Source organism: Burkholderia sp. YHN3-13 (assembly GCF_055810675.1).
Genome location: NZ_JBVVNQ010000006.1, coordinates 110,951 through 136,364, shown reverse-complemented (window position 1 = coordinate 136,364; position 25,414 = coordinate 110,951). Strand labels below are relative to the sequence as shown.

General features: G+C 69.2%; 23 protein-coding genes. 18 read left to right on the top strand and 5 right to left on the bottom strand.

The features are described from left to right. Positions 1–2: 2 nt before the first annotated feature. Entirely contained in the window at positions 3–848 is an 846-nt protein-coding gene (locus tag AC0KUR_RS16370; protein ID WP_069706677.1) for a tetratricopeptide repeat protein, read from the bottom strand. An 8-nt stretch (positions 849–856) separates the two neighbouring features. Continuing rightward, positions 857–2,926 (bottom strand): bifunctional 2',3'-cyclic-nucleotide 2'-phosphodiesterase/3'-nucleotidase, encoded by a 2,070-nt coding sequence (locus AC0KUR_RS16365; RefSeq protein WP_473376175.1) that lies wholly within the window; start codon positions 2,924–2,926, stop codon positions 857–859. 322 nt (positions 2,927–3,248) lie between these two features. Between AC0KUR_RS16365 and AC0KUR_RS16360 the strand changes: the two genes are divergently transcribed. From AC0KUR_RS16360 to AC0KUR_RS16315, 10 genes are all read left to right on the top strand, one after another. Then, positions 3,249–4,373 carry an MlaE family ABC transporter permease gene (locus AC0KUR_RS16360; protein ID WP_034189191.1) on the top strand — a complete coding sequence of 375 codons (1,125 nt, stop codon included), beginning with the start codon at positions 3,249–3,251 and terminating at the stop codon, positions 4,371–4,373. Beyond that, a complete protein-coding gene (locus AC0KUR_RS16355; RefSeq protein WP_034189192.1) occupies positions 4,370–5,284 on the top strand; it encodes an ABC transporter ATP-binding protein in 915 nt (304 codons plus the stop codon). The genes AC0KUR_RS16360 and AC0KUR_RS16355 overlap by 4 nt, the downstream gene beginning before the upstream one ends. Positions 5,285–5,308: 24 nt before the next feature. After that, positions 5,309–6,238, top strand: coding sequence for an MlaD family protein (locus tag AC0KUR_RS16350; RefSeq protein ID WP_034189193.1), 930 nt, complete (start codon positions 5,309–5,311; stop codon positions 6,236–6,238). A gap of 68 nt (positions 6,239–6,306) precedes the next feature. Beyond that, entirely contained in the window at positions 6,307–6,945 is a 639-nt protein-coding gene (locus AC0KUR_RS16345) for an ABC-type transport auxiliary lipoprotein family protein (protein ID WP_425551658.1), read from the top strand. A gap of 19 nt (positions 6,946–6,964) precedes the next feature. Continuing rightward, complete coding sequence (locus tag AC0KUR_RS16340; RefSeq protein WP_049032354.1) at positions 6,965–8,116, top strand: VanZ family protein; 1,152 nt, start codon at positions 6,965–6,967, stop codon at positions 8,114–8,116. Between the two features lie 154 nt (positions 8,117–8,270). Beyond that, the gene (locus AC0KUR_RS16335) at positions 8,271–8,588 is read left to right on the top strand and encodes a (2Fe-2S) ferredoxin domain-containing protein (RefSeq protein ID WP_011694422.1); all 318 of its coding nucleotides are present in this window, start codon (positions 8,271–8,273) and stop codon (positions 8,586–8,588) included. 13 nt (positions 8,589–8,601) lie between these two features. After that, the gene (locus AC0KUR_RS16330; RefSeq protein WP_124670228.1) at positions 8,602–9,246 is read left to right on the top strand and encodes an alpha/beta hydrolase; all 645 of its coding nucleotides are present in this window, start codon (positions 8,602–8,604) and stop codon (positions 9,244–9,246) included. Between the two features lie 629 nt (positions 9,247–9,875). Then, positions 9,876–11,186: a D-alanyl-D-alanine carboxypeptidase family protein gene (locus tag AC0KUR_RS16325; RefSeq protein ID WP_034189196.1), complete on the top strand. Its 1,311-nt coding sequence runs from the start codon at positions 9,876–9,878 to the stop codon at positions 11,184–11,186. 48 nt (positions 11,187–11,234) lie between these two features. Then, entirely contained in the window at positions 11,235–12,161 is a 927-nt protein-coding gene (locus AC0KUR_RS16320) for a D-amino acid aminotransferase (protein ID WP_034189197.1), read from the top strand. Continuing rightward, positions 12,161–12,469, top strand: a complete 309-nt coding sequence (locus tag AC0KUR_RS16315; protein WP_034189198.1) for an HP0495 family protein — start codon at positions 12,161–12,163, stop codon at positions 12,467–12,469. The genes AC0KUR_RS16320 and AC0KUR_RS16315 overlap by 1 nt, the downstream gene beginning before the upstream one ends. Here AC0KUR_RS16315 and AC0KUR_RS16310 read toward each other — a convergent pair. Further along, positions 12,466–13,458, bottom strand: coding sequence for a transcriptional regulator GcvA (locus tag AC0KUR_RS16310; protein ID WP_034189199.1), 993 nt, complete (start codon positions 13,456–13,458; stop codon positions 12,466–12,468). The genes AC0KUR_RS16315 and AC0KUR_RS16310 overlap by 4 nt on opposite strands. A gap of 102 nt (positions 13,459–13,560) precedes the next feature. Here AC0KUR_RS16310 and AC0KUR_RS16305 point away from each other — a divergent pair, with 102 nt between their 5' ends. From AC0KUR_RS16305 to AC0KUR_RS16280, 6 genes are all read left to right on the top strand, one after another. Further along, positions 13,561–13,887 (top strand): DUF2917 domain-containing protein, encoded by a 327-nt coding sequence (locus tag AC0KUR_RS16305; RefSeq protein ID WP_473376174.1) that lies wholly within the window; start codon positions 13,561–13,563, stop codon positions 13,885–13,887. A gap of 84 nt (positions 13,888–13,971) precedes the next feature. Further along, a complete protein-coding gene (gene lipB / locus AC0KUR_RS16300) occupies positions 13,972–14,718 on the top strand; it encodes a lipoyl(octanoyl) transferase LipB (protein ID WP_124608983.1) in 747 nt (248 codons plus the stop codon). Further along, positions 14,711–15,703: a lipoyl synthase gene (gene lipA / locus AC0KUR_RS16295; RefSeq protein WP_034189201.1), complete on the top strand. Its 993-nt coding sequence runs from the start codon at positions 14,711–14,713 to the stop codon at positions 15,701–15,703. Before lipB ends, lipA begins: the two co-directional genes overlap by 8 nt. 252 nt (positions 15,704–15,955) lie before the next feature. Beyond that, a complete protein-coding gene (gene tauA / locus AC0KUR_RS16290; protein WP_034189202.1) occupies positions 15,956–16,972 on the top strand; it encodes a taurine ABC transporter substrate-binding protein in 1,017 nt (338 codons plus the stop codon). 28 nt (positions 16,973–17,000) lie between these two features. After that, a complete protein-coding gene (locus AC0KUR_RS16285) occupies positions 17,001–17,798 on the top strand; it encodes a taurine ABC transporter ATP-binding protein (protein ID WP_034189203.1) in 798 nt (265 codons plus the stop codon). Then, a complete protein-coding gene (locus AC0KUR_RS16280; protein ID WP_049028830.1) occupies positions 17,795–18,760 on the top strand; it encodes an ABC transporter permease subunit in 966 nt (321 codons plus the stop codon). Before AC0KUR_RS16285 ends, AC0KUR_RS16280 begins: the two co-directional genes overlap by 4 nt. Positions 18,761–18,993: 233 nt before the next feature. Here AC0KUR_RS16280 and ggt read toward each other — a convergent pair whose 3' ends face one another. Beyond that, a complete protein-coding gene (ggt, locus tag AC0KUR_RS16275) occupies positions 18,994–20,868 on the bottom strand; it encodes a gamma-glutamyltransferase (RefSeq protein ID WP_473376173.1) in 1,875 nt (624 codons plus the stop codon). Between the two features lie 70 nt (positions 20,869–20,938). Continuing rightward, positions 20,939–21,901, bottom strand: coding sequence for a LysR family transcriptional regulator (locus AC0KUR_RS16270; protein WP_049030921.1), 963 nt, complete (start codon positions 21,899–21,901; stop codon positions 20,939–20,941). A gap of 148 nt (positions 21,902–22,049) precedes the next feature. Between AC0KUR_RS16270 and AC0KUR_RS16265 the strand changes: the two genes are divergently transcribed. After that, positions 22,050–24,176, top strand: a complete 2,127-nt coding sequence (locus AC0KUR_RS16265) for a 3-hydroxyacyl-CoA dehydrogenase NAD-binding domain-containing protein (RefSeq protein ID WP_059558796.1) — start codon at positions 22,050–22,052, stop codon at positions 24,174–24,176. Positions 24,177–24,205: 29 nt separating this feature from the next. Beyond that, complete coding sequence (locus AC0KUR_RS16260; RefSeq protein WP_059558793.1) at positions 24,206–25,402, top strand: acyl-CoA dehydrogenase family protein; 1,197 nt, start codon at positions 24,206–24,208, stop codon at positions 25,400–25,402. The last annotated feature ends 12 nt before the right edge of the window (positions 25,403–25,414 follow it).

Below are 25,414 nucleotides of genomic sequence, written 5' to 3'. Positions count from 1 at the left end.
CGTCACGGCGCGACAACCGGATGCTTCAGCGCATGCGCGGTCTCGATCCACTGCGCGTGGAATTCATCCGCATCGGGCTTGAGCCCCAGCTCGCCGTTCCGATAGGCCATCGCGAGCGTCTGCACGGCCTCCGGCAGCTCGTGCTCGGCGGCGCGGCGATAGAGCGCCAGCGCGCGCGCGTCGTCGCGCGGCACGCCGCTGCCGTCGCGGTACGCGTTCGCGAGCATGAAATCCGCGGCCGGGATGTCCGCGCGCGACGCGATCTCGAACCAGTGCGCGGCCTGCACCGGATCGGCGGCGATGCCGTAGCCGCTGCGATAGATCAGCCCGAGGTAATACGCGGCGGCCGGGTCGCCCTGTCCGGCCGCCGCGCCGAGCAGCGCGCGGGCGCGTGCGTAGTCTTTCGGGATGTCGCTGCTGCCGAGCAGCAGCGCCTTGCCGAGCGCGAGCTGCGCGCGCCTCGCGGCCGGCGCGTCGGCCTTGCCGTCGGCCGTCGCGGCCGTTTCCAGCCAGCCGCGCCCCTCGTCGCGCAGCCCCGGTTCGCGCGCGTCGACGAGCGCGATGCCGAGCGCCGCCTGCGCGGCGCCCGAGCCGCGGCGCGCGAGCGTGCGCAATTGCGCCAGCGCGTGCGGCTCGGTGGCCTGCGTGACCATCGCCTGCCACTCGTCGAGTTGCGCGGCGCTCGGCGCGGGGCCGTTGCCGCGCAGGCCGGTCGCCGCGACGACGGCCGCGACGGTCACGGCCGCCGCCGCGAGCAGGGCGGCCGGCGGGAGTTTCGCGCGCAGCACGCGCCGCGCGGCGGCGGCGACGCCGGTTTCGGCAGGCCGCATCGTCCGGATCGGTTGCATCGGATGTCTCATTGCGTGAGGTCGATCTCGTAGGTCGCGAGGTTCTTGCCCGAGCCGTCGTCGGCCGCGACCTGCGTGATGCCGGTCAGGCCGGCCGCCGCTGCGTCGCCCAGGCGGTTCGGCGCGGACGCGAACTGCACGTGCGCGACCGAGCTCGCGAGCTTCGTGAAGCGCCAGCTGCGCTGCGCGCCGTCTGCCGCACGCGTGATCGCGGCGCGTTTCTTGATGAACGCGATCAGCACGTCGCGGTTCGCGTCGGGCGACGCGAAGATCGTCTTGCTGCCGTCGAGGCCCGGGAAGTTGCCGCCGCCGCTCGCGCGGTAGTTGTTGGTCGCGACGATGAACTGCGCGTTCGGATCGATCGGCGCGCCCTTGTACGTCAGGTTCTTGATGCGGCTGCCGACGGCCTGCGTGACGTCGATTTCATACGCGAGGTCGGCCGACGTGAACATGTCGAAGTTGTAGCCGGGGAAGGTGCTGACGAGCGGCTGCACGGTCGCCTTGGTCGGGTCGATCCGGTTGAAGCGCTTCGCGGCCGTCTCGAGCCAGTTCTTCACGTCGGCGCCGCTCACCTTCACCGCGTACACGGTGTTCGGATACAGGTACAGGTCGGCCGCGTTGTTGATCGCGAGCGCGCCCGGCGCGACATCGGTGTAGTCGGTGCCGCCGCCGAAGCCGCTCTTGAACGGCGCGCTGACCGACAGCACCGGCAGCGACGCGTACTGCGGCAGGTTCGCCTGCACGTAGGTCTTCACGTAATCGGCCTGCGCCTCGTTGACGATCTGGATCGCGCCCGGATCGCCGACATCCGCGAAGTACGAGTTCATCCGGTAGTCGGTCGAGCCGATCGGCGTCTTCACGTAGTCGATCGTCGCCTGGTGCTCGGCGGCGATCGCGGCGGACACCGACGGATCGGGCGCGACGTAGCTCTTGTCGGCATTCTGGATCGACCGCGCCTCGACGGTCGTCTGCGACGGGTCGACGCTCCATGTCTTGCCGTCGAACTTCAGGCCGAGCTTGATCACGCCGAGGTGCTTACCCCAGTAGTTGGCCATCACGGTCGGCACGCCGTTGACGGTGCCCTTGACCTTGTCGACGCCCGGCAGGTTGAACTGCGACACGGTGCTGTTCGCGTCCGGGAACACCTGGTGCGAGTGGCCGATCAGCATCGCGTCGATGCCCGTCACCTTCGACAGCCACCAGCTGCCGTTTTCCATCGTCGGCGAGTACGCGGAATTGTCGAGGCCGCCGTGCGAGATCGCGACGACGAGATCGGCGCCCTTCGCGCGCATTTCCGGAATGTACTTCTCGGCGGCTTCCTTCAGGCCGGTCGTGTAGACCTTGCCGTCGAGCCAGCGCTTGTCCCAGTTCATGATCGCGGGCGGCGTGAAGCCGATGATGCCGATCTTCACGGGCGCGCTGACCGTCCTGCCGTCCGGCGTCGTGGCCGTCACCGTCCGCGTCAGGATCGTGTACGGCGTGAACAGCGGCGCGTTGGTCTTCGCGCTGATCACGTTCGCGAGCACCTGCGGGAAGTTCGGGCCCGCGCACTTCTTCTGCTGGGCCGGCGCGGGCAGGCCGTCGACCTCGAACGTGTTGCCGGTCACCTGCGACAGGTACGGCAGCCCGTAGTTGAACTCGTGGTTGCCGATTCCGCCGCCGTCGAATTTGGCGGCGTTCATCACCTTGTAGATCGCGAGCGTCTGGTCGCAGCCGATCGGCTTCACGAGCGCCTGGTAGTCCGACAGCGCGGTGCCCTGGATCGTGTCGCCGTTGTCGAGCAGCAGCGTGTTCGGGTACTGCTTGCGCGCCTGCGCGATCAGCGTCGACACGCGCTCGAAACCGAGCGAATTGTCGGCGGCGAGCTTGAAGTAGTCGTATGACAGCACGTTGGTGTGCAGGTCGGTCGTCTCGAGCAGCGCGAGCGTGGCCGTCGTGCCGACGGGCGTCTGGGCCTGCGGCTGTGACGGTTGCGTGGCGGTGACGTCGTCGCCGCCGCAGCCGGCGAGGGCGAAGGCGAGGCTGGCGAGCGCGGCGGCGGCCGGTACGTGGCGGCGGGAAAACGGGGGGAAGCGCATCGGTTGTCCTGTTCGGTGTTCTGTTTTATGAAACGCGAGGGATGCAGCGAATGGCGGCGCGGCGCGCCGACGGCCTGATGTGCGGCGCGAGAGAGTATCGAAAGGAAACGTGACGGAAGAATGAAAGGTCACGACGCCGGCAGCGGTCAACCGCCAACCGGCGGCCGGCATCGGGCCGCGGCAGACGGCGGCGCCGGGCTGGCCCGGATCGGGCGGCCGCGGCGGGGCGCCCCCGCCCGGCGCGGTCGCGGAAATCGTCACGTCGCGGCATCGGGCGGTTCGCTACAATGGCCGCTGTCATCCTTTTGCAAACAACCTGCCCTTGGACTTCGAGACTCCTCCCGGCCTCTCGGTCGACGCCGGCGGCCAGGGCCAGACGGTGCGCCTGTACGGCCAGTGGACCGCGCTCGCGCTCGCGCGCAATCGCGGCGCCGTGGCGCGCCGCATCGCGGGCATCGCCACCGGCCGCGTGAGCGAATGGGATCTGTCCGGCATCGAGCGGCTCGACCACGTCGGCGGCCAGGCGCTGTGGCGCGTGTGGGGGCGCAAGCTGCCGGCCGGCGTCGCGCTGAGCGCCACGCAGCGCACGATCTTCGAGCGCATCGAACGGCTCGACAGCGGCCGCGAGGCGCCGGAGCGGCTCGTGCGCGTCGATCCCGTCACGCGGCTCGGCCAGGCGATCTTCGCGTTCGGCGAGCACCTGCAGGGCGGCATCGCGATGTTCGGCCTCGTGATCCTCGATGCGCTGTCGGTGCTGCGCCGCCCGCGGACGATGCCGTGGAAGGAAACCTCGGCGAACATCTACAGCGCCGGCGCGCAGGCGCTGCCGATCACCGCGCTCGTCGCGTTCCTGATCGGCATCGTGCTCAGCTACCTGTCCGCGCAGCAGCTGCAGATGTTCGGCGCGAACCGCTACATCGTGAACATCCTCGGGCTGTCGGTGATCCGCGAGCTCGGCCCCGTGCTGTCGGCGATCCTCGTCGCGGGCCGTTCGGGCTCGGCGATCACCGCGCAGATCGGCGTGATGCGCGTGACCGAGGAGCTCGACGCGATGCGCGTGATGGGCATCCCGCACGGGCTGCGGCTGATCCTGCCGCGCGTGCTCGCGCTCGGCATCGCGATGCCGCTGCTCGTGATGTGGACCAACATCATCGCGCTGACGGGCGGCGCGCTGGCCGCGAAGCTCGTGCTCGGGATCGACGTCAACTATTTCGTGCGCTCGCTGCCGGGCGTCGTGCCGATCGCGAACCTGTACATCGGCGTCGGCAAGGGCGTCGTGTTCGGCATGCTGATCGCACTGGTCGCGTGCCATTTCGGCTTCCGGATCAAGGCGAACTCGCAGAGCCTCGGCGAAGGCACGACCACGTCGGTCGTGTCGTCGATCACGGTCGTGATCCTCGCCGACGCGGTGTTCGCGATCCTGTTCCAGAACGTGGGGCTCGGATGAACGCATCGAACGAAACGACCGCGCATGCGGCGGCCATCGGCGCCGGGTCGGTCGGCCCGCGGCCGGCCGGGGAGGCCGACGCCGGCGACCTCGTGATCGAGGTGCGCAACCTGACCAAGCGCTACGGGCGCAACATCATTCACCAGAAGCTCGACTTCGACGTGCGGCGCGGCGAGATCGTGTCGATCGTCGGCGGCTCGGGCTCCGGCAAGACGACGCTCGTGCGGCAGATCCTTGGCCTCGAGCGGCCGACGTCGGGCACGATCAAGGTATTCGGCGAGGATACGGCGACGATCGACGACGCGAGCGCGCGGATGATGCGCACGCGCTCGGGGATGCTGTTCCAGCAGGGCGCGCTGTTCTCGTCGATGACGGTGTTCGACAACGTCGCGCAGCCGCTGCGCGAGCTCGGCCGCGTGCCGCCGGACCTGCTGCACGACATCGTGATGCTGAAGCTCGAGATGGTCGGCCTGCCGTGCAAGCACGCGTCGAAGATGCCGGCCGCGCTGTCGGGCGGGATGGTGAAGCGGGTCGGCATCGCGCGCGCGATCGCGCTCGAGCCCGAGCTGCTGTTCCTCGACGAGCCGACGGCCGGCCTCGATCCGCAGGCGTCGGACGAATTCGTCGAACTGATCGCGACGCTGCACCGCACGCTGGGGCTGACCGTCGTGATGGTGACGCACGATCTCGACACGATGGTCGCGCTGTCGACCCGCGTCGCGGTGCTGGCCGACCGCAAGGTGCTGGTCGCCGCGCCTGTCGAGGAGGCCGCGAACGTCGACCATCCGTTCATTCACGAATATTTCCTGGGGCTGCGCGGGCGCCGCGCATTGCAGGCGCTGCCGCCCGAGCGGCGCGCGAAGCTGCCGAAGGCGGCCCTCGAACCGGCGCTGTCGAGCGTCGAGTTGTAACAGGCAAGGACAAGGAACCCTCTGATGGAAAACAAATCACATGCGTTCTGGGCCGGCCTGTTCACGATCGCGCTGACGCTCGCGATCGCGGGCACCGTGTTCTGGTTCAACGTCGACCGCACCGTGCGCGTGCCGTACGACCTGCTCGCGCGCACCAATGTGACGGGGCTGTTCCCGGACGCGGCCGTGCGTTTTCGCGGCCTCGACGTCGGCAAGGTGCAGTCGATCGGTTTCGACCGCACGCATCCGGGCCAGATCCGGATCCGCATCCTCGTCGACCACGACGCGCCGATCACGCAGTCGACCTACGGCAGCCTCGGCTTCCAGGGGGTGACGGGCATCGCGTTCGTGCAGCTCGAGGATACGGGGCGCGACCTGGCGCCGCTGCCGTCGTCGGCGAAGTCGATCGCGCAGATCCCGATGCGGCCGAGCCTGTTCGACCAGATCCAGGAGCGCGGCGACGTGCTGCTGCGCCAGCTCGAGCTGGCGGCCAAGAGCGCGAACGCGCTGATGTCGCCCGAGATGCGCGAGCAGTTGCGTGCGACGGCAGAGAGCCTGCAGCACGCGGCCGACGGCGCGGCGACGCTGACGAAGCAGCTCGGTCCGGCGGTCACCGCGCTGCCGGAGACGATGCACGAGGTGAATCGCGCGATGGCGTCGGCGAACACGCTGCTGCAGCCGAACGGGCCGCTCGTGTCGAACCTGAACAAGGCCGGTACGGCCGCCGAGCAGGTCGGCGTCGCGCTGAACGACCTGAACGCGCGCGTGCAGTACGACACGCTGCCGCGCTTCAATTCGCTGGCCGGCAGCGTCGGCGACGCGTCGCGGCAATTGAAGGACGTGGCCGGTGAACTCGGCCGCAACCCGCGCAGTCTGTTGTTCGGTTCGCCCGGCGCGGCGCCGGGGCCCGGCGAAGCGGGCTTCGTCTGGCCCGGTGCGACCGCCGGGAAATGAAGCGCGCATCCATTGACCGTCCGGCCGGAAACGGCCGGGCCATGACGCCTATCGAAACCGGAAACCTCATGCAGGAACATGCCATGCCACGAATCCTTGACCGCGCGCTGCGTCCCGCCGCGGCCGCGCTTGCCGTGCTGACGCTCGCGCTGGCGGCCGGCTGCGCCGGCAACAGCGCGGTGCTGTCGAATGTTCGCTACGACCTCGGGCCACCGTCGTCGGTCGTGACGGCCGGTTCGGGCCCCGCGCTGAAGGTGCTCGACGTCGTCGCGCCCGACGCGCTCGACTCGGACAAGTTCGCGTACCGCCTTGCCTACGCGGATGCGCAGCACGTGGCCGCCTATCGTGACAGTCGCTGGACCGCGCCGCCCGCGCAACTGCTCACGCAGCGGCTGCGCGGCGCGCTGTCGTCGCGCGGCGCGGTGCTCGAGGGGGCCGACGGCGTGCGCGCGCCGACCCTCAAGGTCGACCTGAACGAATTCGAACAGGTGTTCGACGGGCAGTCGCAGAGCCACGGCGCGGTGACCGCGCGCGCGACGCTGACGCTCGACGGCAAGGTGCTCGGCCAGCGCACGTTCGTCGCGCGGGCACCGTCGAGCACGCCGGACGCCGCAGGCGGCGCGCGCGCGCTCGCGGCGGCGAGCGAAGAGCTCGTGTCGCAGATCGCCGCATGGGCCGGCATGCAGGCGTACGCGGGCACGCCGTGACGCGACCCGCGCAGCCGCGATGAACGCGACCGGCACGCATCGCGCATCGCCGCTCGCGCGGCAAGCCTTCGCCGCTTACGCGGCGCTCGTCGTCTACGCGTCGCTGTATCCGTTCGACGGCTGGGTGTCGCTCGGCATCGGGCCGTTCGATTACCTGTTCGCACCGATGCAGCGCTACGTGACCGCCTTCGACGTGGTCACGAACGTGCTCGGCTATCTGCCGTTCGGCGCGCTCGGCGTGCTCGCGCTGCACCCGCGCTGGCGCGGCGTGGCCGCGACGCTGATCGCGGGTGCGCTCGGCGTGCTGCTGTCCGGTTCGATGGAAGCGCTGCAGACCTACCTGCCGACGCGCGTCGCGTCGAATCTCGATCTCGGCGCCAACGCGCTCGGCGCATTGCTGGGCGCGGCGCTCGTCGCGCCGGCCACGGGCGCGCTGCTCGACCGCGGCGCGCTGCGCCGGCTGCGTTTCGCGTGGTTCGAGGCCGACGGCGCGACACCGCTGCTGCTGGCCGCGCTGTGGCCGTTCGCGATCCTGTTTCCGTCGCCGTTCCTGTTCGGCATCGGCGACTGGCCGGCCGCGCTGTGGGAACGCGCCGACGCGTCGATGCAGGACGCGCTGCTCGCGTGGCTGCCGGCCGCGTGGCGCGTCAGCGAATGGCCGGAGCGGGTCGACGGCTGGCTGTCCGATTCCGCGTGGGAGGCCGTGCTCGGCGGGCTGATGCTGTTCGCCGCGCTGGCGATCGCGTCGCTCGCGATGCGGCCACGCGCGCCGCGCATCCGGCTGCTGGTCGCGCTGGTCGTCGTCACGCTCGTGCTGAAGGCGGCCGCGACGTTCATGCAGTCGGCCACCGGCCTCGTCGTCGTGTGGGCGACGCCCGGCGCGCGGCTCGGCATCGAGCTCGGCTTCGCCGCCGCGCTCGTCGCGCTGCGCGTGCCGCAGACCTGGCGCGCGGCGCTCGCGGCGCTGGCGCTGCTGGCCGGCGTGGCACTCGTGAACCTGCTGCCGGTCAACCCGTTCTTCGACTTCACGCTGTCGGGCTGGCGGCAGGGCCGCTACGTGCACTTCAACAGCATCGCGCGCTGGCTCGCGTGGATCTGGCCCTATGCGGCGCTGATCTGGCTCGGCCAGCGCGTCGAGCATGCGTGGCTGCCGGGCGCGCTGCGCCGCTGACCGGGCCGCCGGGGTGGGGCGGCAGCGGCGCTTGCGCGGGCAGCCGCGTGCGCCGGTCGCTATAATCGTCCGCATCCTCCGTTGCCTCTCGCGCAACGGCAATCCATCGCCCTTCTTTTCGGCACGGCGTCGCGCCGGGCCGCTCGTCACCACCATGGATTCCTACTACCAGCACCACGTCTTCTTCTGCCTGAACCAGCGCGAACCGGGCGCCGAACGTCCGAGCTGCGCGCAATGCGATGCGCAGACCATGCAGGAGTACGCGAAAAAGCGCGTGAAGGAACTCGGCCTCGCGGGGCCCGGCAAGGTTCGCATCAATAAGGCCGGCTGCCTCGACCGCTGCGAGGAAGGGCCCGTGATGGTCGTGTATCCGGAAGGCACGTGGTACACGTACGTCGACCAGGCCGACATCGACGAGATCGTCGAATCGCACCTGCGCGACGGCAAGGTCGTCGACCGCCTGAAGATCTGAGCGGGCCGGCCGAATGAACGTACATACGCAGAAATCGCTGATCGCGGGTCCGGTCGGGCAGATCGAAATCGCGGTCGACCTGCCGGATGCCGTGCGCGAAAGCGGCGTCGCGCCGCGCGGCATCGCGCTCGTCGCCCATCCGCATCCGCTGTTCGGCGGCACGATGGACAACAAGGTCGCGCAGACGCTCGCGCGCACGCTCGTGCAGCTGAACTACGTCGTCTACCGGTCGAACTTCCGCGGCGTCGGCGCCACCGAAGGCGTGCACGACAACGGCGCCGGCGAAGCCGACGACCTGCTCGCGGTGCTCGCGCACATGCGCGCGCAGCCCGCGTACGCGGACCTGCCGCTCGTGCTCGCGGGCTTCTCGTTCGGCACCTTCGTGCTGTCGCACGTCGCGAAGCGGCTGCGCGACGCGGGCGAGTCGATCGAGCGGATGGTGTTCGTCGGCACGGCCGCGAGCCGCTGGCAGGTGGCCGACGTGCCCGAGAACACGCTCGTGATCCACGGCGAAACCGACGACACGGTGCCGATCGCGTCGGTGTACGACTGGGCGCGGCCGCAGGAGCTGCCGGTCGTCGTGATCCCCGGCGCCGAGCATTTCCTGCATCGCAAGCTGCACGTGCTGAAGCGCATCATCGTCGACGCGTGGCGGTAACCGGCGCCCGCGCGCGGGGGTGACGGCCGCAGGCCGGTGCCCGCAGCGCGTGCCCGCGCTTGCCGCGGGCGCGACCCGCCCGCGCGGCATCGCGCCGCACGCGGCGCTCGCTTCGACTTGCACGCCGCCTGCACGCGCCTTTCGACGGGCTTCACGCGCGATCGCCTACGGCAACTGCCCGAGGCCGAGGCGCGCTGTCCGCCGACGGGTCGGGGCTCGACTTCCGCCGCCCTCGATGTGCCGTCTTTTCGCATCCGTGGCGGCATCGCCTGGCGCCCCGGCGCGGCCGGGCGGTGCGCCGGTTTGCGCGATGCCGCGAGCGCGAGTCGGCCGGCACATCGACACCGTTTCGCACCGAACGCGACACAAGGTTCGCGAAAACGCCCTGCGCGGCCACGTATAATGGCCGGATTCCGCGTCGCCCGCGGCCCGGCTGGGCCCATGCGGCGCTCGTTTCGCCGCCTGTCCGCCCGCTCGCGACGGCCGCGAACCGAACGCGTCCGCACGAGTCCAACCGGCGCGTTTCCCGCCGCCCGACGCTGTCGGGCGCGTGCCCGGAACGCCCGCCGCCTTGCCGTTCAACCCTGCGCGTTTCGCACCGCACTTTCTGCCATCAGCCTGAATCGATCATGCGTCTGTCTTCCCAAGGCCTCAAGTCCCTCGCTTCCTCCATCGCCTTCGGCACCGCCGCGCGCAACGTCGCGCTCGGCGTGATGCTGCCTGTCGCGCTCGCATCGACGATCGTCGTCGCCGAGGCGAAACCGGCCGCCAAGGCCAAGGCCGCGCATGCGGCGCCGGCCGCCGAGCAGTTCACCGGCGCGCCCGCGACCTACATGCCGGGCGCGGTGCCGCCGCCGGGCGTGAACGCGCGCTCGTGGGTGCTCGTCGACGCGACCAGCAACACGGTGCTCGCATCGGGCAATGCGGACGAACGCGTCGAGCCGGCCTCGCTGACGAAGCTGATGACCGCGTACCTCGTGTTCGAGGCGCTCGACAAGAAGAAGATCTCGATGGAACAGATCGTCACGCCGAGCGACGCCGTGCGCCGCGTCGGCCGCGACGAGTCGCGCATGTTCATCGAGGCGAACAAGCCGGTGTCCGTGCATGACCTCGTGTACGGGATGATCATCCAGTCGGGCAACGACGCCGCGATCGCGCTGGCCGAACTCGTCGGCGGCAGCGAAGGGCAGTTCGTCACGCTGATGAACGACGAAGCGCAGCGCCTCGGCATGAAGGGCACGCACTTCGCCGACGTGAACGGCATGCCCGACCCGAACCACTACACGACGGCCGGCGACCTCGCGAAGCTGTCCGCGCACCTGATCCGCGATTTTCCGCAGTACTACAGCATCTTCTCGGAGAAGGAATTCAAGTACAACAACATCCGCCAGGGCAACCGCAACCGCCTGCTGTGGCTGGATCCGACGGTCGACGGCCTGAAGACGGGCCATACGCAGGCGGCCGGCTACTGCCTGATCGCATCGGCGAAGCGCGCGATTCCGGGCGTCGACGGCCAGCGCCGCCTGGTGTCGGTGATGATGGGCGAGCAGAAGGAAGGCGAGCGCACGCAGGACAGCATGAAGATGCTGAACTACGGCTACAGCGCGTTCGATTCGGTGCGCCTGTTCAAGGGCGGCCAGGCGATCTCGACGCCGCGCCTCTACAAGGGCAAGGAAAACACCGTGCAGGTCGGCGTGAAGAGCGACCAGTGGGCGACCGTGCCGCGCGGCCTCGGCGACAAGGTCAAGACGGAGGTCGACGTCAACGCGCCGCTGATCGCGCCGCTCGCGGAAGGCCAGCAGGTCGGCACCGTGAAGATCGTCGCCGACGGCAAGACGCTGTCCGAATTCCCGGTCGTCGCGCTGCAGGCGGTGCCGGAAGCGGGTATCTTCGGGCGTATCTGGGACTCGATCCTGCTGATGTTCAGCAAGAAGAAGTAAGCCCGACGGGCCTTTGTTTTCACGACTTCATCCCCATCTGTCATCACTATGAGCCAAGCCGAATTCGAACCGATCGTCTACCTCAGCGTTGCGTCGCAGGAGGAACTGGTGCCGCTGTCCGAAGCCCGTGTGCCGGTGCTCGACCGCGGGTTCATCTTCGGCGACGGCGTGTATGAAGTCGTGCCCGTTTATGCGCACGACGGCGCGCACGTGCCGTTCCGGATCGATCAGCATCTGGAGCGGCTCGCGCGCAGCCTGAAGAAGATCGGCATCGACGATCCGCACGACGCGGCCGGCTGGCGCGCGCTGATCGAGCGCGTGGTCGCGGCGAATGCCGAAGGCCTCGGCGACGGCAACGCGCTCGTCTACCTGCAGGTGACGCGCGGCGTCGCGAAGCGCGGCCATGCGTTCCCGGCGAACGCGGTGCCGACGGTGTTCGCGATGACGAGCCCGCTGCGCCTGCCGTCGGAAGAGGAGCGCGCGAAGGGCGTGCGCTGCGTGACGGCCGAGGATCGCCGCTGGCTGCATTGCGACATCAAGTCGATCTCGCTGCTCGGCAACGTGCTGATGGCGCAGCATGCGGCGGAGCGCGATGCGTTCGAGACGCTGCAGCTGCGCGACGGCAACCTGACCGAAGGTTCGTCGTCGAACGTGTGGATCGTGAAGAACGGCGAGCTGATCGCACCGCCGCGCAGCAACAAGATCCTCGAAGGGATCCGCTACGCGCTGGTCGAGCAGCTGGCCGACGAATGCAAGATCCCGTTCGTCGCGCGCGAGATCAGCGAAGTGGAGTTGCGCGCGGCCGACGAGATCATGATCACGTCGGCCACGAAGGAAGTGCTGCCCGTCACGTTGCTCGACGACCTGCCCGTCCAGGGCGGCAAGCCGGGCCCCGTGTTCGCGGCGTTGTACGACGCGTACCAGCGTGCGAAGGCACGCGAGTTTGAACAGTTTGACCTAACCCGGAGAAAGTGATGAGCGAACCGACCAAAACCATCGAGGTGACCGGCGCGATCGATACCCGGAAGGAGTCGCTGCTGGAGTTTCCGTGCGATTTCCCGATCAAGATCATGGGCAAGGCGCATCCGGAGTTCAAGGACACGATCTTCAAGGTCGTGGCCGTTCACGACAACGAGATCGATGTCGAGAAGATCGAGGAGCGCGCGTCGAGCGGCGGCAATTACACGGGCCTCACGATCACCGTGCGCGCGACGAGCCAGGAACAGCTCGACAGCATCTACCGCGCACTGACCGGCCATCCGATGGTCAAGGTCGTTCTTTAAGCGCCTTCCAGCCGCCTGAGCGCTTTCCATCCTCCTTCCCGCGCGCACTCGGCGGGGGTCTTCCCCGCCGCGCGCCGCGCGTCCAGCTCGTCGCACAGCCGCTTGTATTCCACGACCTGCTCGAACAGCCAGGTCCTGAACGCCTGCACGCGCGGCGTGTTCAGAAGCGGCGGCGGGCACACGAAAAAATAGTGCCACGGGCTTTGCCCGTCGATGTCGAACAGGCGCACGATGCGCCCGTCGAGCAGGTCGTGTACCGCGAGCGAGCGGCGCACCAGCGCGATGCCCTGGCCGTCGATCGCGGCCAGCAGCAGGTTCGACGAATCCTGGTACAGCACCCCCCGTTTCGGCTCGGTCAGCGTATCGAGCCCGGCCGCGTCGAACCACGGCCGCCACAGCTCGTCGTCCGAGCGCAGCAGGTTGTAGTGGACGAGATCGGCGGGCGTTTGCGGCAGCTTGCCGCCGTTCAGCGTCGGCGCACAGGCCGGAAAGAACACCTCCTCGAACAGCGGCTCGACGTGCAGCCCCGGATAGGTGCCGGAGCCGAAGCGGATCGCGAGGTCGACGTCGTCGCGCGCGAAATCGGTGAGCGAGTTGGTCGACTGCAGCTCGACGTCGATTTCCGGATGCCGCTCGATGAACGAGCCGATGCGCGGCGTGATGAAGCGCGCGGCGAACGACGACAGCATCGACACGACGAGCCGCCGGTCGCGGTCGCTCGAGCGCACCTCGCGCGTCGCGTCCGCGATCACCATCAGCGCGGTGCGGATCTGCTGCGCGTAGCGCATGCCGGCGTCGGTCAGGCACAGCCGCTTGCCGTTGCGCGTGAACAGCTGCACGCCGAGCTCCTCCTCGAGTGCGCGAACCTGATGGCTGACCGCGCCGTGCGTGACGTACAGCTCGTCGGCGGCGCGCGAGAAATTCTCGTGACGGGCGGCGGCTTCGAACGCGCGAATCGCGTTCAGCGCAGGCAGCTGGCGGAGGTCCATTTGCTAATTTTCCTCACATCGACGTGAAAATTGGTCGTTTTGTCGGACGCCTTGAAGTGTCTACGATTGTAGCCATCGAAGCACTTATTGGCGGAGTCGATCATGCAAGAAATCTCTTCAAGCGTCACGTTCGAAATCCCGGCGGGCGAAACCGTACCGATGAAGGTACAACGCAGCACGCGGCTGATCGTTCAATGCGGGCCGGTCTGGGCCACGCGCAGCAACGACGTCGACGACTACTTCCTGGTCGACGGCGAGACGCTGAAGCTGCGCCGCGGCGAGCGGCTGTGGCTCAGCGCGGAAGGCCGCGAGGGCGCGTGCGTCGCGTTCTCGGTGTCGCGGCCGCCCCGGGAGGTCGCGCTCGGCGGGCTGGCACGGCTGCGCGAACGCGTGAGCGCGCTGTTCCACGACGGCTGGCGCACGGTCTGACCTGCATGTCGTCCGACGGATACCGGCGATCCGTCCCCGTCCCAAGGCCGGCGAGACCCATGGGTTTTCGGTAAACTACCGTCCATGTCCGTTTCGCCGGTTTACATCGTGTCCACCCCTGTCGCCGTTTCCGCATCGCCCGCCGATTCCCCGGCCCAGCCGGTCACCGTGCGCTGGCGGGGCCTCGAGGCCTACGAGACGAGCTTCGACGCGATGCGCGCGTTCACCGACGCGCGTACGGCCGATACCGGCGACGAGATCTGGGTGGTCGAGCATTCGCCCGTCTACACGCTCGGCCAGGCCGGCGACCCGGCCCACCTGCTGGTGGCCGACAGCGGCGTGCCGCTCGTGAAGGTCGACCGCGGCGGACAAATCACCTACCACGGCCCCGGCCAGATCGTCGTCTACCTGCTGCTGGACCTGCGCCGGCGCAAGCTGATGGTGCGCACGCTCGTGACGAAGATCGAGGAGGCCGTGATCGAAACCCTCGCGGCGTATAATCTCGCTTCGGTCCGCAAGGCGGGCGCGCCGGGGATCTACGTGGCATCCGGCGTGCACGAGGGCGCGAAAATCGCGGCCCTCGGCCTGAAGATCCGCAACGGCTGCAGCTATCACGGGCTCAGCCTGAACGTGAAGATGGATCTGCGCCCGTTTCTTGCGATCAACCCGTGCGGCTATGCCGGACTGGAAACCGTCGACATGGCGAGCCTCGAGGTTGCCGCCGACTGGAACGACGTCGCGCACACGCTGGTGCGCCGTCTGATCGCCAACCTCGACGGCGCATCCGCGGCCGCCGACAAGCCGCAGGCACTGGAACAATCGAATGACTGACGTTACCGCTTCTCCCGCACCGGCCGATTCGGCCGCCACCGCTGCCTACGATCCGACCGCCAAGCAGAAGGCGCAGGCGAAGACGGCGCGCATCCCGATCAAGGTCATTCCGATCGAGAAGCTGAAGAAGCCCGAGTGGATCCGCGTGAAGGCGGCCACCGGCAGCTCGCGCTTCAACGAGATCAAGACGATCCTGCGCGAGCACAACCTGCACACCGTGTGCGAGGAAGCGAGCTGCCCGAACATCGGCGAATGCTTCGGCAAGGGCACCGCGACGTTCATGATCATGGGCGACAAGTGCACGCGCCGCTGCCCGTTCTGCGACGTCGGCCACGGCCGCCCCGATCCGCTCGACGCCGACGAACCGAAGAACCTCGCGCGCACGATCGCCGCGCTGAAGCTCAAGTACGTGGTGATCACGAGCGTCGACCGCGACGACCTGCGCGACGGCGGCGCCGCCCACTTCGTCGAGTGCATCCGCGAAGTGCGCGAGCAGTCGCCGGAAACGCGCATCGAGATCCTGACGCCGGACTTCCGCGGCCGTCTCGACCGCGCGATCTCGATCCTGAACGCCGCACCGCCCGACGTGATGAACCACAACCTCGAAACGGTGCCGCGCCTGTACAAGGAAGCGCGCCCGGGTTCGGACTACGCGCACTCGCTGAAGCTCCTGAAGGACTTCAAGGCGCAGCATCCGGACGTCGCGACGAAGTCGGGCCTGATGGTCGGCCTCGGCGAGACGGAGGAGGAAATCCTGCAGGTGATGCGCGACCTGCGCGCGCACGACGTCGACATGCTGACGATCGGCCAGTACCTGCAGCCGTCCGAGCACCACCTGCCGGTGCGCGCGTACGTGCATCCCGATACGTTCAAGATGTACGAGGAAGAGGCGTACAAGATGGGCTTCACGCACGCGGCCGTCGGCGCGATGGTGCGGTCGAGCTATCACGCCGATCTGCAGGCGCACGGGGCCGGCGTGGTCTGAGCGCCGCGTTCGCGCAGCAGTCTCATGCAGTCGAAACAAGCCCGCAGCGATGCGGGCTTTTTCGTTGCCGCGCCGGCCGTCCGTGCTGCCGCACGGCAATCGCCACCCGACCGGACACGCGATCCGGTCGAACGTGGAAAGCAAAGCTGAAACGGCATCGATAGCTTCGCAGGATAAGTTCGCTCCCGCGGCACACAAAGCTCGTAAAGTCGGCTCTCCCGCAGCAATGCCCGCATTCCGAAGGAGAGCCGCATGTCCCGTTTCAGCTTCATCCGCCGCGCCGTCGTCGCGCTGACCGCCTTTGCCGCGCTCGGCGCGGCGCACGCCGAATCGCGCGAAGTCGTGATCGCGTACCAGGACATGGTCGTGCCGTGGCGTTACGCGCAGGCGAGCGGTGAAGTCGAAAAGGCGACCGGCTACAAGGTCACGTTCCGCAAGCTCGACAGCGGCGCCGACGTGATCCGCGCGCTCGCGTCGGGCTCCGTGCAGCTCGGCGAAGCCGGGTCGAGCCCGATCGCCGCCGGTCTGTCGCAGGGGCTCGACATCTCGCTGTTCTGGGTGCTCGACAACATCAACGACGCCGAGGCGCTCGTCGCGCGCAACGGCTCGGGCGTCACGAACGTCGCTTCGCTGAAGGGCAAGAAGATCGGTGTGCCGTTCGTATCGACGTCGCACTTCCATACGCTCGTCGCGCTGCAGGCAGCGGGCGTCAATCCGAACGACGTGAAGATCGTCAACCTGCGTCCGCCCGAAGTCGCGGCCGCATGGGCGCGCGGCGACATCGACGCGACCTACATCTGGGATCCGGTGCTCGCGAAGGTCAAGCAGTCGGGCACCGTGCTGACGACGTCGGGCCAGGTTGCGAAAGAAAGTGGCAAGGCGACCTTCGACGGCTTCGTCGTGAGCCGCAAGTTCGCGCGCGAGAATCCCGAGTTCGTCACGCGCTTCGTGAAGGTGCTCGCGGCGGCGGACGCCGACTACCGCACGCATGCGGCGGCATGGAAGGTCGGCTCGCCGCAGGTCGCCGCGGTCGCGAAGGTGTCGGGCGCGAACGCGCAGGACGTGCCGGCGAGCCTCGCGCTCTACGCGTTTCCGACGGCAGCCGAGCAGGCGTCGCCGACGTGGCTCGGCGGCGGCGCGCAATCGGGCGCCGCGAAGTCGCTCGCGGCCACGGCCACGTTCCTCAAATCGCAGGGCACGATCCAGACGGTGCTGTCCGACTATTCGGCCGGCGTCGATCCGCAGTTCGTGCAGAAGGCCGCGCGCTGAGCGCGGCGATCATCGCGGAGTCCCGAGCATGAGCACGCTGGAAGTCCGTCAGGTATCGGTTGCCTATCCGGGCGAGCGCGGCAGGCCGACGACGCAGGCGCTCGCGCGCGTCGACCTGCGTATCGATGCCGGTGAATTCGTCGTCGCGCTCGGCGCCTCCGGGTGCGGGAAGACGACGCTGCTGAACTGCATGGCCGGCTTCGTCGCGCCGACGACGGGCGACGTGCGCGTCGACGGCGTGCCCGTCACGGGCCCGGGCGCCGATCGCGGCGTCGTGTTCCAGAAATACGCGTTGCTGCCGTGGCTCGACGTGCTCGACAACGTCGCGCTCGGGCTGCGCTTCGCGCGCGTGAAGAAGGCCGAACGCGAGGCGCGGGCGCGACAGATGCTCGCGCTCGTCGGGCTCGACCATCATGCGCATGCGCGCGTGTACGAGCTGTCGGGCGGGATGCAGCAGCGTGTCGGCATCGCGCGTGCGCTCGCGAGCGACCCGCGCGTGCTGCTGATGGACGAGCCGATGGGCGCGCTCGACGCGATGACGCGCGGCTCGATGCAGGCGCTCGTGCTCGACGTGTGGGCGCGTACCGGCAAGACCGTGTTCTTCATCACGCACGATGTCGAGGAGGCGTTGTTTCTCGCGACGCGTCTCGTCGTGATGACACCGGGCCCGGGGCGCATCGCGGAAACCTTCGAGCTGCCGTTCGCGCGTCGCTACGTCGAATCGCGCGATGCGCGCGCGGTGAAGTCGTCGCCGGATTTCATCGCGTGGCGCGAGCGGCTGATCGCGTACCTGCATCGCGACGAGGCCGTCGCGGAGCACGCATGACGAGCGAACTCGCGCGGCACGGCGCGGCCGTCGGGCGCGGCCGGAACAGCACTTTGCACAGGCAGGACAGCATGAGCACGCAGGATTCGTGGGCGGCCGATCGCACGGCCGCGGGTATCGAGCAGGGCGGTCGCACGGAACACGAGGCGGCGGTGCGTCGTGCGCCGTCGTCGCGCCGCTACCGGCTGCCGGGGGAAGGGAAGACCGCGCGACTGAGCGCGGCGACGGTCGCGGCGCTGGCCGTGCTGTGGTGGGTCGCGACGCATCGCCAATGGCTGCCGCCGCTGTTCCTGCCCGCGCCGGAAGCCGTATGGGCGGCGTTCGTCGATGCGTGGCACGGGCGCATCCAGGGCGGCCTGCCGCTGTCCGACCATCTGCTGTGGAGCGCCGCGCGCGTGTTCGGCGCGTTCCTGCTCGCGACCGCGATCGGCGTGCCGGCCGGCATCCTGATGGGCGTGAGCCGCGTCGCGCGCGGCGTGCTCGATCCGCTGCTGGAGTTCTACCGGCCGCTGCCGCCGCTCGCGTACCTGCCGCTCGTCGTGATCTGGTTCGGCATCGACGAGACGGCGAAGCTCGTCGTGATCTTTCTCGCCTGCTTCGCGCCGATCGCGATGGCCGCACGCGCCGGCGTGCGCGCGGCGACGGTCGAGCAGATCAACGCCGCGTATTCGCTCGGCGGCAGCTTCGCGCAGATCGTGCGCCACGTGGTGCTGCCGGCCGCGCTGCCGGAAATCCTCACCGGGCTGCGGATCGCGATCGGTTTCGGCTGGACGACGCTCGTCGCGGCCGAGATGGTCGCCGCGACGGCCGGGCTCGGGCAGATGGTGCTCAATGCGTCGAGCTTCCTGCGCACCGATATCGTCGTGATGGGCATCCTGATCATCGGCGCGATCGCGTGGCTGTTCGATCTCGCGATGCGGTGGGTCGAGCGGCGCGTCGTGCCGTGGAAGGGGCGCGGCTGAAGCAGCGCGCGGCACGCCTGGATCGGCTGGCGCACGACCGTCAGCGGCCGGGCGTAAGCGGCGGTGAATTCGGCGACGAATGCGTCGCGCGGCAGTCGGGGCACCGACGCGCATCGCCGTACCGGCGATGCCCGCCGCCTGCAATCACGCGCTCATGTTCTGCGCTTGCGCAGGCGCTGCGTCGAGCGAAGCCGCCGGGTCGATCAGCCACGTGAAGTTGTCGCTCATCGCCCTCACTCGCCCATCGCCACCCCTTCCCGACGCGGATCCGCGCCGCCGAACCACACCGTCTGCCCCTGCACGTTCAGCCGCTGGATCCCCTGCAGCCCGGAGTTCATCTCGACGACCTGCACGTCGTGCCCGCGGCCCTTGAGCCCATCGGCGAGCGCCTCCGACACGCGGCCGCGCTCCAGTTGCGTCGGCCCGTTCATCGACCCGAAGTTCGGCAGCGCGATCGCCTGCTGCATCGTCATGCCCCAGTCGAGCACGCCGACCAGCGTCTTCGCGACGTGGTTGATGATCGCGGGGCCGCCGGCCGAGCCGACGACCATCGTCACCTGTTTCGTCTTCTTGTCGAACACGAGTTCCGGCGACATCGCCGAGCGCGGCCGCTTGCCCGGCTGCACGCGGTTCGCGACCGGCCGGCCGTTGTCGTTCGACACGAACGAGAAATCGGTGAGCTGGTTGTTCAGCATGAAGCCGCGCACCATCAGCCGCGAGCCGAACGCATCCTCGATGCTGGACGTCATCGACAGCGCCTGGCCGTAGCGATCGACGATCGCGATGTCGGACGTCGACGGCCGTTCGGGGCTGCGATCGTCGGCCATCGCGAGCGTCGCGCCCTGCGGCGCGCCGGCCTGCGCGACGCCCATGCTGGTGTCGCCGATCAGCCGCGCGCGCTGCGCGAGATAGGTCTTGTCGGTGAGGCTCGCCCAGCTGCCGCCCGGCAGCGGCACGAAATCGGGATCGGCGACGTAACGCGCGCGGTCCGCATACGCGAGGCGGCCGGCCTCGCTGAACAGGTGCGCGGCGAACGGTGTCGGCTCGTAGCCGACATCGTTGCGCACCGGCTTCTGCGCGCCGATCTGCTGCCAGTCGGGCATCGCCTCGAGGATGCCGAGCATCTGCGCGATCGCGAGGCCGCCCGACGACGGCGGCGGCATCCCGCACACCACCGAGCGCCGGTAGTCGGCGCACAGCGGCGTGCGCACCTTCGCCTTGTAGCGCGCGAGATCCTGCTGCGACAGCAGGCCCGGGTTGGTCGGGTGCTTGCGCACCTTCGTGACGATGTCGCGCGCGATCGCGCCGCTGTAGAACGCATTCGCGCCGCGCTCGGCGACCTGGCGCAGCACGGTCGCGAGCGCGGGGTTCTTCAGCACCGTGCCGGCCGCCTTCGGCGTGCCGTCGGCGTTGTAGAAGTACGCGCGCGCGGCCGGGTCGTTCTTCAGGTACCGGTCGTTCGCGATCAGCGTCGCGAGCCGCGGGCTGATCGTGAAGCCCCGCTCGGCGAGCCGGATGGCCGGCTGGAACAGCCGGCGCCACGGCAGCTTGCCGTGCGCGCGGTGCGCGGCGTCGAGCATGCGCAGCACGCCCGGCGTGCCGACCGAGCGGCCGCCGACGACACCTTCGTAGAAGCTCATCGGCTGGCCGGTCGGCCCGTAGAACAGCCGGTCGGTCGCGGCGGCCGGCGCGGTCTCGCGGCCGTCGTACGCCTGCGCCGTCTTGCCGTCGAAGTACAGCATGAACGCGCCGCCGCCGATCCCCGACGATTGCGGCTCGACGAGCGCGAGCACCATCTGCGTCGCGATCGCCGCGTCGATCGCGGTGCCGCCGGCCTTCAGCATGTCGTAGCCGGCCTGCGTCGCAAGCGGGTTCGCGGCCGCGATCATGAAGTGCTGCGAGGTCCAGCCTGGCTTGTCGGTCCATCCCGACGACAGTTCGGGCGCGTGAACGCCGGGCAGCGGGACGGCCGCGCCCGATGCGGCGGCGACCGGGACGACGGCGCCCGACGGCGCGGACGGGGACGTGCAGCCGGCGTTGAACGCGACGAGCGCGACGGCGGCAAGCAGCGTCCAGGGACGCGGGTGCGGGCGAATCCGGTCGAACATTGAACCCTCGGCAGCAGTGAATGCGAATGAGGCGACGGCGCCGGCGCAACGCGGCTGCCGGCCCGGCGCGCTATTGTCGCCGCGCCGCCGGCGGATTGTCATCCGACAGAAAACCCTGACGAATCGCGGCGGGCCCGCCCCGGCCGGTCTTTCCGGCCTGTTCGAGGATGAACTCTATGAACGTCGACGTCGCGCGCGTGTGATGCCGGTTCGGCATGTACAGCATGTACATGTGCGTGCCGAAGATGCTGAGCCGGTACGCGTCGAGCGACGTGACGACGGTGCCGCGCCGCATGTCGTCCTGCATCACGTAGTCGGGCACGATGCCGACGCCGATGCCCGCGAGGATCGCCTGGCGCAGGAACAGGAAGTTCTCCGAAATCAACGTGGGTTCGAGCAGCACCTCGTGGCGCTCGTCGCCGAGATACGCGGCGATCCGGAGCTGCCGGCCCATCACCGTCGCGGTGACGACCGGCGCGGCGGCCAGCGCGCCGAGGCTCGACGGCATCCCGTGCGCGGCCGCGAACGCCGGCGACGCGCACGCGACGTAGCGCACCGCGCCCATGTCGCGCGCGACGAGGTTCTGCGGCGGCTCGGACATCACGCGGATCGCGATGTCGACTTCGTCGCGCATCAGGTCTTCGACGCGATTCTCGAACACGACGTCGAGCACGATGCCCGGGTGCAGCCGCTTGAACGCGAGCAGCCAGTCGGACATCACCATCTGCCCGTAGCCGCTCGGCACCGACAGCCGCACGCGGCCCTGCAGGTCCTGGCCGAGCGTCGTCACCGATTCCTGCGCGGCGAGCAGTTCGTTGCGGATGCGCCGGCCGTGCTCGTACAGCTTCAGCCCGATCTCGGTCGGCTCGATGCGCCGCGTCGTGCGCCGCACCAATTGCTGGCCGATCGAGCGTTCCAGCTGGTTCAGCCGGTAGCTGACGTTCGCGCGGCTCATCTTGAGCCGCTGGGCGGCCTTGCTGAGATTGCCGGCGTCGAGGATCTCGACGAGCAGCGTCAGCGCGTTCAGGTCCATGTTTTCGCTCCTGATCCGTCCCGTTTAACGGTCGGAATGCATCCAGTGTCAAGTCAGACTTGACAGCTTGTAAAGGCAAGAGGGAATTGTCAATGAATCTCGATCAATCGAGAATCGGGTCATGCCTCGTGCACAGACTGGAGACGCCATGAATGCCCCCGCCACCCCCCAAGCCGGCACGGTCACGCGCGAGCGCCGTGACAAGGTGCTCGTCGTCACGATCGACCATCCGCCCGTCAATGCCCTGTCCGCCGACGTGCGGCGCGGCCTGGCCGACGCGATCGACGCCGCGCAGGCCGACGACGCGATCCGCGCGGTGCTGATCGTCGGCGCCGGCCGCAACTTCATCGCGGGCGCCGACATCCGCGAATTCGGCAAGCCGCCGGTGCCGCCGTCGCTCCCCGACGTCTGCGAGCGGATCGAATCGGGCACGAAGCCGGTCGTGGTCGCGCTGCACGGCGCGACGCTCGGCGGCGGCCTCGAAGTCGCGCTCGCCGCGCATTACCGGCTCGCGGTGCCCGGCGCGAAGCTCGGGCTGCCCGAAGTCACGCTCGGCCTGCTGCCCGGCGCGGGCGGCACGCAGCGTGCGCCGCGCCTGATCGGCGCGAAGGCCGCGCTCGACCTGATGCTGACGGGCCGCCATGCGAGCGCCGAGGAAGCGCTCACGCTCGGCCTGGTCGACCGCGTCGCGCACAGCGACGACACGCTCGCCGAAGGGCTCGCCTACGCGCAGGAACTCGTGTCGCTCGGCGCGCCGGTGCGCCGCACGCGCGATGCGCGGGGCCTTGCCGACCGTGCGGCCGCGCAGGCCGCGATCGACGCGGCGCGGGCGGAGTTGCCGAAGAAATCGCGCGGGCTGTTCTCGCCGGCGAAGATCGTCGACGCGGTCGAGGCCGCGCTCACGCAGTCGTTCGACGCGGGGATGAAGTTCGAACGCGGCCTGTTCCTGCAATGCCTCGACAGTCCGCAGCGCGCGGGCCTCGTGCATGCGTTCTTCGCCGAGCGTGAAGCGGCGAAGGCGCCCGAGGCGCGGCGCGCGAGCGCGCGGCCGGTCGAGCGGATCGGCGTGGTCGGCGGCGGCACGATGGGCGCGGGCATCGCGGTCGCGGCGCTCGACGCGGGTTTGCCGGTAACGATGATCGAGCGCGACGAAGCATCGCTCGCGCGCGGCCGTGCGCACGTCGAGAAGGTGTACGACGGCCTCGTCGCGAAAGGGCGCATGACGCCGGCCGCGCACGCGGCGCGGCTCGCGCGCTTCAAGGGCAGCACGTCGTACGACGCGCTCGCGCAGGCCGACGTCGTGATCGAGGCCGTGTTCGAGGACATGGCGGTGAAGCAGGCCGTGTTCGCCGAACTCGCACGCGTGTGCAAGCCGGGCGCGGTGCTCGCGACCAACACGTCGTATCTCGACATCGACGCGCTGGCCGCGAGCATTGACCGGCCGGCCGACGTGATCGGCCTGCATTTCTTCTCGCCGGCCAACGTGATGAAGCTGCTCGAGATCGTCGTGCCGGCGCGCGTGAGCGCGGACGTCGTCGCGACCGCGTTCGCGCTGGCGAAGCAACTCAAGAAGACGCCGGTGCGCGCGGGCGTGTGCGACGGCTTCATCGGCAACCGGATCCTCGCCGTCTATCGCACGGCGGCCGACTACCTGATGGAAGACGGTGCGTCGCCGTACCAGATCGATCGCGCGGTGCGCGACTTCGGCTTCCCGATGGGCCCGTTCCAGGTCGTCGACCTCGCGGGCGGCGACATCGGCTGGGCCACCCGCAAGCGCCGCGCGGCGACGCGCGACCCGCGCGCACGCTACGTCGAGATTTCCGACCGGCTGTGCGAGCGCGGCTGGTTCGGGCAGAAGACCGCGCGCGGCTATTACCTGTACCCGGACGGCGCGCGTGTCGGCACGCCGGACCCGGAAGTCGACGCGATCGTCGCGGCCGAGCGTGCGAGGAAGGGCATCACGCCGCGCACGTTCACCGACGACGAAATCCTGCGCCGCTACCTCGCCGCGATGATCAACGAAGGCGCGAACGTCGTGCACGAGAAGATCGCGCTGCGCCCGCTCGACGTCGACGCGGTGTTCCTGTACGGCTATGGCTTCCCGCGCTATCGCGGCGGCCCGATGCACTACGCGGACACGATCGGCCTCGCGAACGTGCTCGCCGATATCCGCGCGTTCGCGAAGGACGATCCGCTGTTCTGGAAGCCGTCGCCGCTGCTCGTCGATCTCGTCGCGCGCGGCGCGGATTTCGCGAGCCTGAACCGCGTCGACTGAACGCCCACCGCATTCGCAACGGAACGAAGATGGACCTCAATTTCACGCCCGAAGAGGAAGCCTTCCGCACGGAAGTGCAGCGCTTCCTGCAAGCCGAACTGCCCGAGCGCATCGCGCGCAAGGTGAAGGGCGGCCTGCATCTCACGCGCGACGACATGCGCGAATGGCACGCGACACTCAACGCGCGCGGCTGGCTCGCGAGCCACTGGCCGCGCGAATACGGCGGCCCCGGCTGGAGCGTCGCGCAGAAGTTCCTGTTCGACAACGAATGCGCGCTCGCGGGCGCGCCCCGTATCGTGCCGTTCGGCGTGAACATGCTCGGCCCCGTGCTGATCAAGTACGGCGACGAAGCGCAGAAACGTCACTGGCTGCCGCGCATTCTCGACGGCACCGACTGGTGGTGCCAGGGCTACTCGGAGCCGGGCGCCGGCTCCGATCTCGCGGCGGTGAAGACGAGCGCGGTACGCCATGGCGATCACTACGTCGTGAACGGCCAGAAGACCTGGACCACGCTCGGCCACTACGCGAACATGATCTTCTGCCTCGTGCGCACCGCGACCGACGTGCGCAAGCAGGAAGGCATCAGCTTCCTGCTGATCGACATGAACACGCCGGGCGTCGAGGTCCGCCCGATCATCACGCTCGACGGCGAGCACGAAGTGAACGAGGTGTTCTTCACCGACGTGCGCGTGCCGGTGGAGAACCTCGTCGGCGAGGAGAACCGCGGCTGGACCTACGCGAAATACCTGCTCACGTACGAGCGCACCAACATCGCGGGGATCGGCTTCTCGACGGCCGCGCTCGACCGGCTCCGCGCGGTTGCCGCGAAGGTCACGAAGAACGGGCGGCCGCTCGCCGACGATCCGTTCTTCGCGGCGCGCGTCGCGCGCGTCGAGATCGAACTCGAGAACATGCGCACGACCAACCTGCGCGTGCTGGCCGCGGTCGCGGGCGGCGGCGTGCCGGGCGCGGAAAGCTCGATGCTGAAGATTCGCGGCACGCAGATCCGCCAGGAAATCACCGCGCTGATGCGGCGTGCGATGGGGCCGTACGCGCTGCCGTTCGTCGACGACGCGCTCGCTGCCGATTACGACGGCGAGCCGGTCGGCCCGGACGAAGCCGCGAGCGCCGCGCAGCAGTACTTCAACAACCGGAAGCTGTCGATCTTCGGCGGCTCGAACGAAATCCAGAAGAACATCATCGCGAAGATGATGCTCGGGCTGTAACGAGGGACGCGA

What these genes read in the sequence shown, in the direction of transcription:
- AC0KUR_RS16370 (WP_069706677.1), bottom strand. Translation starts at nt 848, where the DNA reads ATGCAACCGATCCGGACGATGCGGCCTGCCGAAACCGGCGTCGCCGCC.
- AC0KUR_RS16365 (WP_473376175.1), bottom strand. Translation starts at nt 2,926, where the DNA reads ATGCGCTTCCCCCCGTTTTCCCGCCGCCACGTACCGGCCGCCGCCGCG.
- AC0KUR_RS16355 (WP_034189192.1), top strand. Translation starts at nt 4,370, where the DNA reads ATGAACGCATCGAACGAAACGACCGCGCATGCGGCGGCCATCGGCGCC.
- AC0KUR_RS16350 (WP_034189193.1), top strand. Translation starts at nt 5,309, where the DNA reads ATGGAAAACAAATCACATGCGTTCTGGGCCGGCCTGTTCACGATCGCG.
- AC0KUR_RS16345 (WP_425551658.1), top strand. Translation starts at nt 6,307, where the DNA reads ATGCAGGAACATGCCATGCCACGAATCCTTGACCGCGCGCTGCGTCCC.
- AC0KUR_RS16340 (WP_049032354.1), top strand. Translation starts at nt 6,965, where the DNA reads ATGAACGCGACCGGCACGCATCGCGCATCGCCGCTCGCGCGGCAAGCC.
- AC0KUR_RS16335 (WP_011694422.1), top strand. Translation starts at nt 8,271, where the DNA reads ATGGATTCCTACTACCAGCACCACGTCTTCTTCTGCCTGAACCAGCGC.
- AC0KUR_RS16330 (WP_124670228.1), top strand. Translation starts at nt 8,602, where the DNA reads ATGAACGTACATACGCAGAAATCGCTGATCGCGGGTCCGGTCGGGCAG.
- AC0KUR_RS16325 (WP_034189196.1), top strand. Translation starts at nt 9,876, where the DNA reads ATGCGTCTGTCTTCCCAAGGCCTCAAGTCCCTCGCTTCCTCCATCGCC.
- AC0KUR_RS16320 (WP_034189197.1), top strand. Translation starts at nt 11,235, where the DNA reads ATGAGCCAAGCCGAATTCGAACCGATCGTCTACCTCAGCGTTGCGTCG.
- AC0KUR_RS16315 (WP_034189198.1), top strand. Translation starts at nt 12,161, where the DNA reads ATGAGCGAACCGACCAAAACCATCGAGGTGACCGGCGCGATCGATACC.
- AC0KUR_RS16310 (WP_034189199.1), bottom strand. Translation starts at nt 13,458, where the DNA reads ATGGACCTCCGCCAGCTGCCTGCGCTGAACGCGATTCGCGCGTTCGAA.
- AC0KUR_RS16305 (WP_473376174.1), top strand. Translation starts at nt 13,561, where the DNA reads ATGCAAGAAATCTCTTCAAGCGTCACGTTCGAAATCCCGGCGGGCGAA.
- lipB (WP_124608983.1), top strand. Translation starts at nt 13,972, where the DNA reads ATGTCCGTTTCGCCGGTTTACATCGTGTCCACCCCTGTCGCCGTTTCC.
- lipA (WP_034189201.1), top strand. Translation starts at nt 14,711, where the DNA reads ATGACTGACGTTACCGCTTCTCCCGCACCGGCCGATTCGGCCGCCACC.
- tauA (WP_034189202.1), top strand. Translation starts at nt 15,956, where the DNA reads ATGTCCCGTTTCAGCTTCATCCGCCGCGCCGTCGTCGCGCTGACCGCC.
- AC0KUR_RS16285 (WP_034189203.1), top strand. Translation starts at nt 17,001, where the DNA reads ATGAGCACGCTGGAAGTCCGTCAGGTATCGGTTGCCTATCCGGGCGAG.
- AC0KUR_RS16280 (WP_049028830.1), top strand. Translation starts at nt 17,795, where the DNA reads ATGACGAGCGAACTCGCGCGGCACGGCGCGGCCGTCGGGCGCGGCCGG.
- ggt (WP_473376173.1), bottom strand. Translation starts at nt 20,868, where the DNA reads ATGTTCGACCGGATTCGCCCGCACCCGCGTCCCTGGACGCTGCTTGCC.
- AC0KUR_RS16270 (WP_049030921.1), bottom strand. Translation starts at nt 21,901, where the DNA reads ATGGACCTGAACGCGCTGACGCTGCTCGTCGAGATCCTCGACGCCGGC.
- AC0KUR_RS16265 (WP_059558796.1), top strand. Translation starts at nt 22,050, where the DNA reads ATGAATGCCCCCGCCACCCCCCAAGCCGGCACGGTCACGCGCGAGCGC.
- AC0KUR_RS16260 (WP_059558793.1), top strand. Translation starts at nt 24,206, where the DNA reads ATGGACCTCAATTTCACGCCCGAAGAGGAAGCCTTCCGCACGGAAGTG.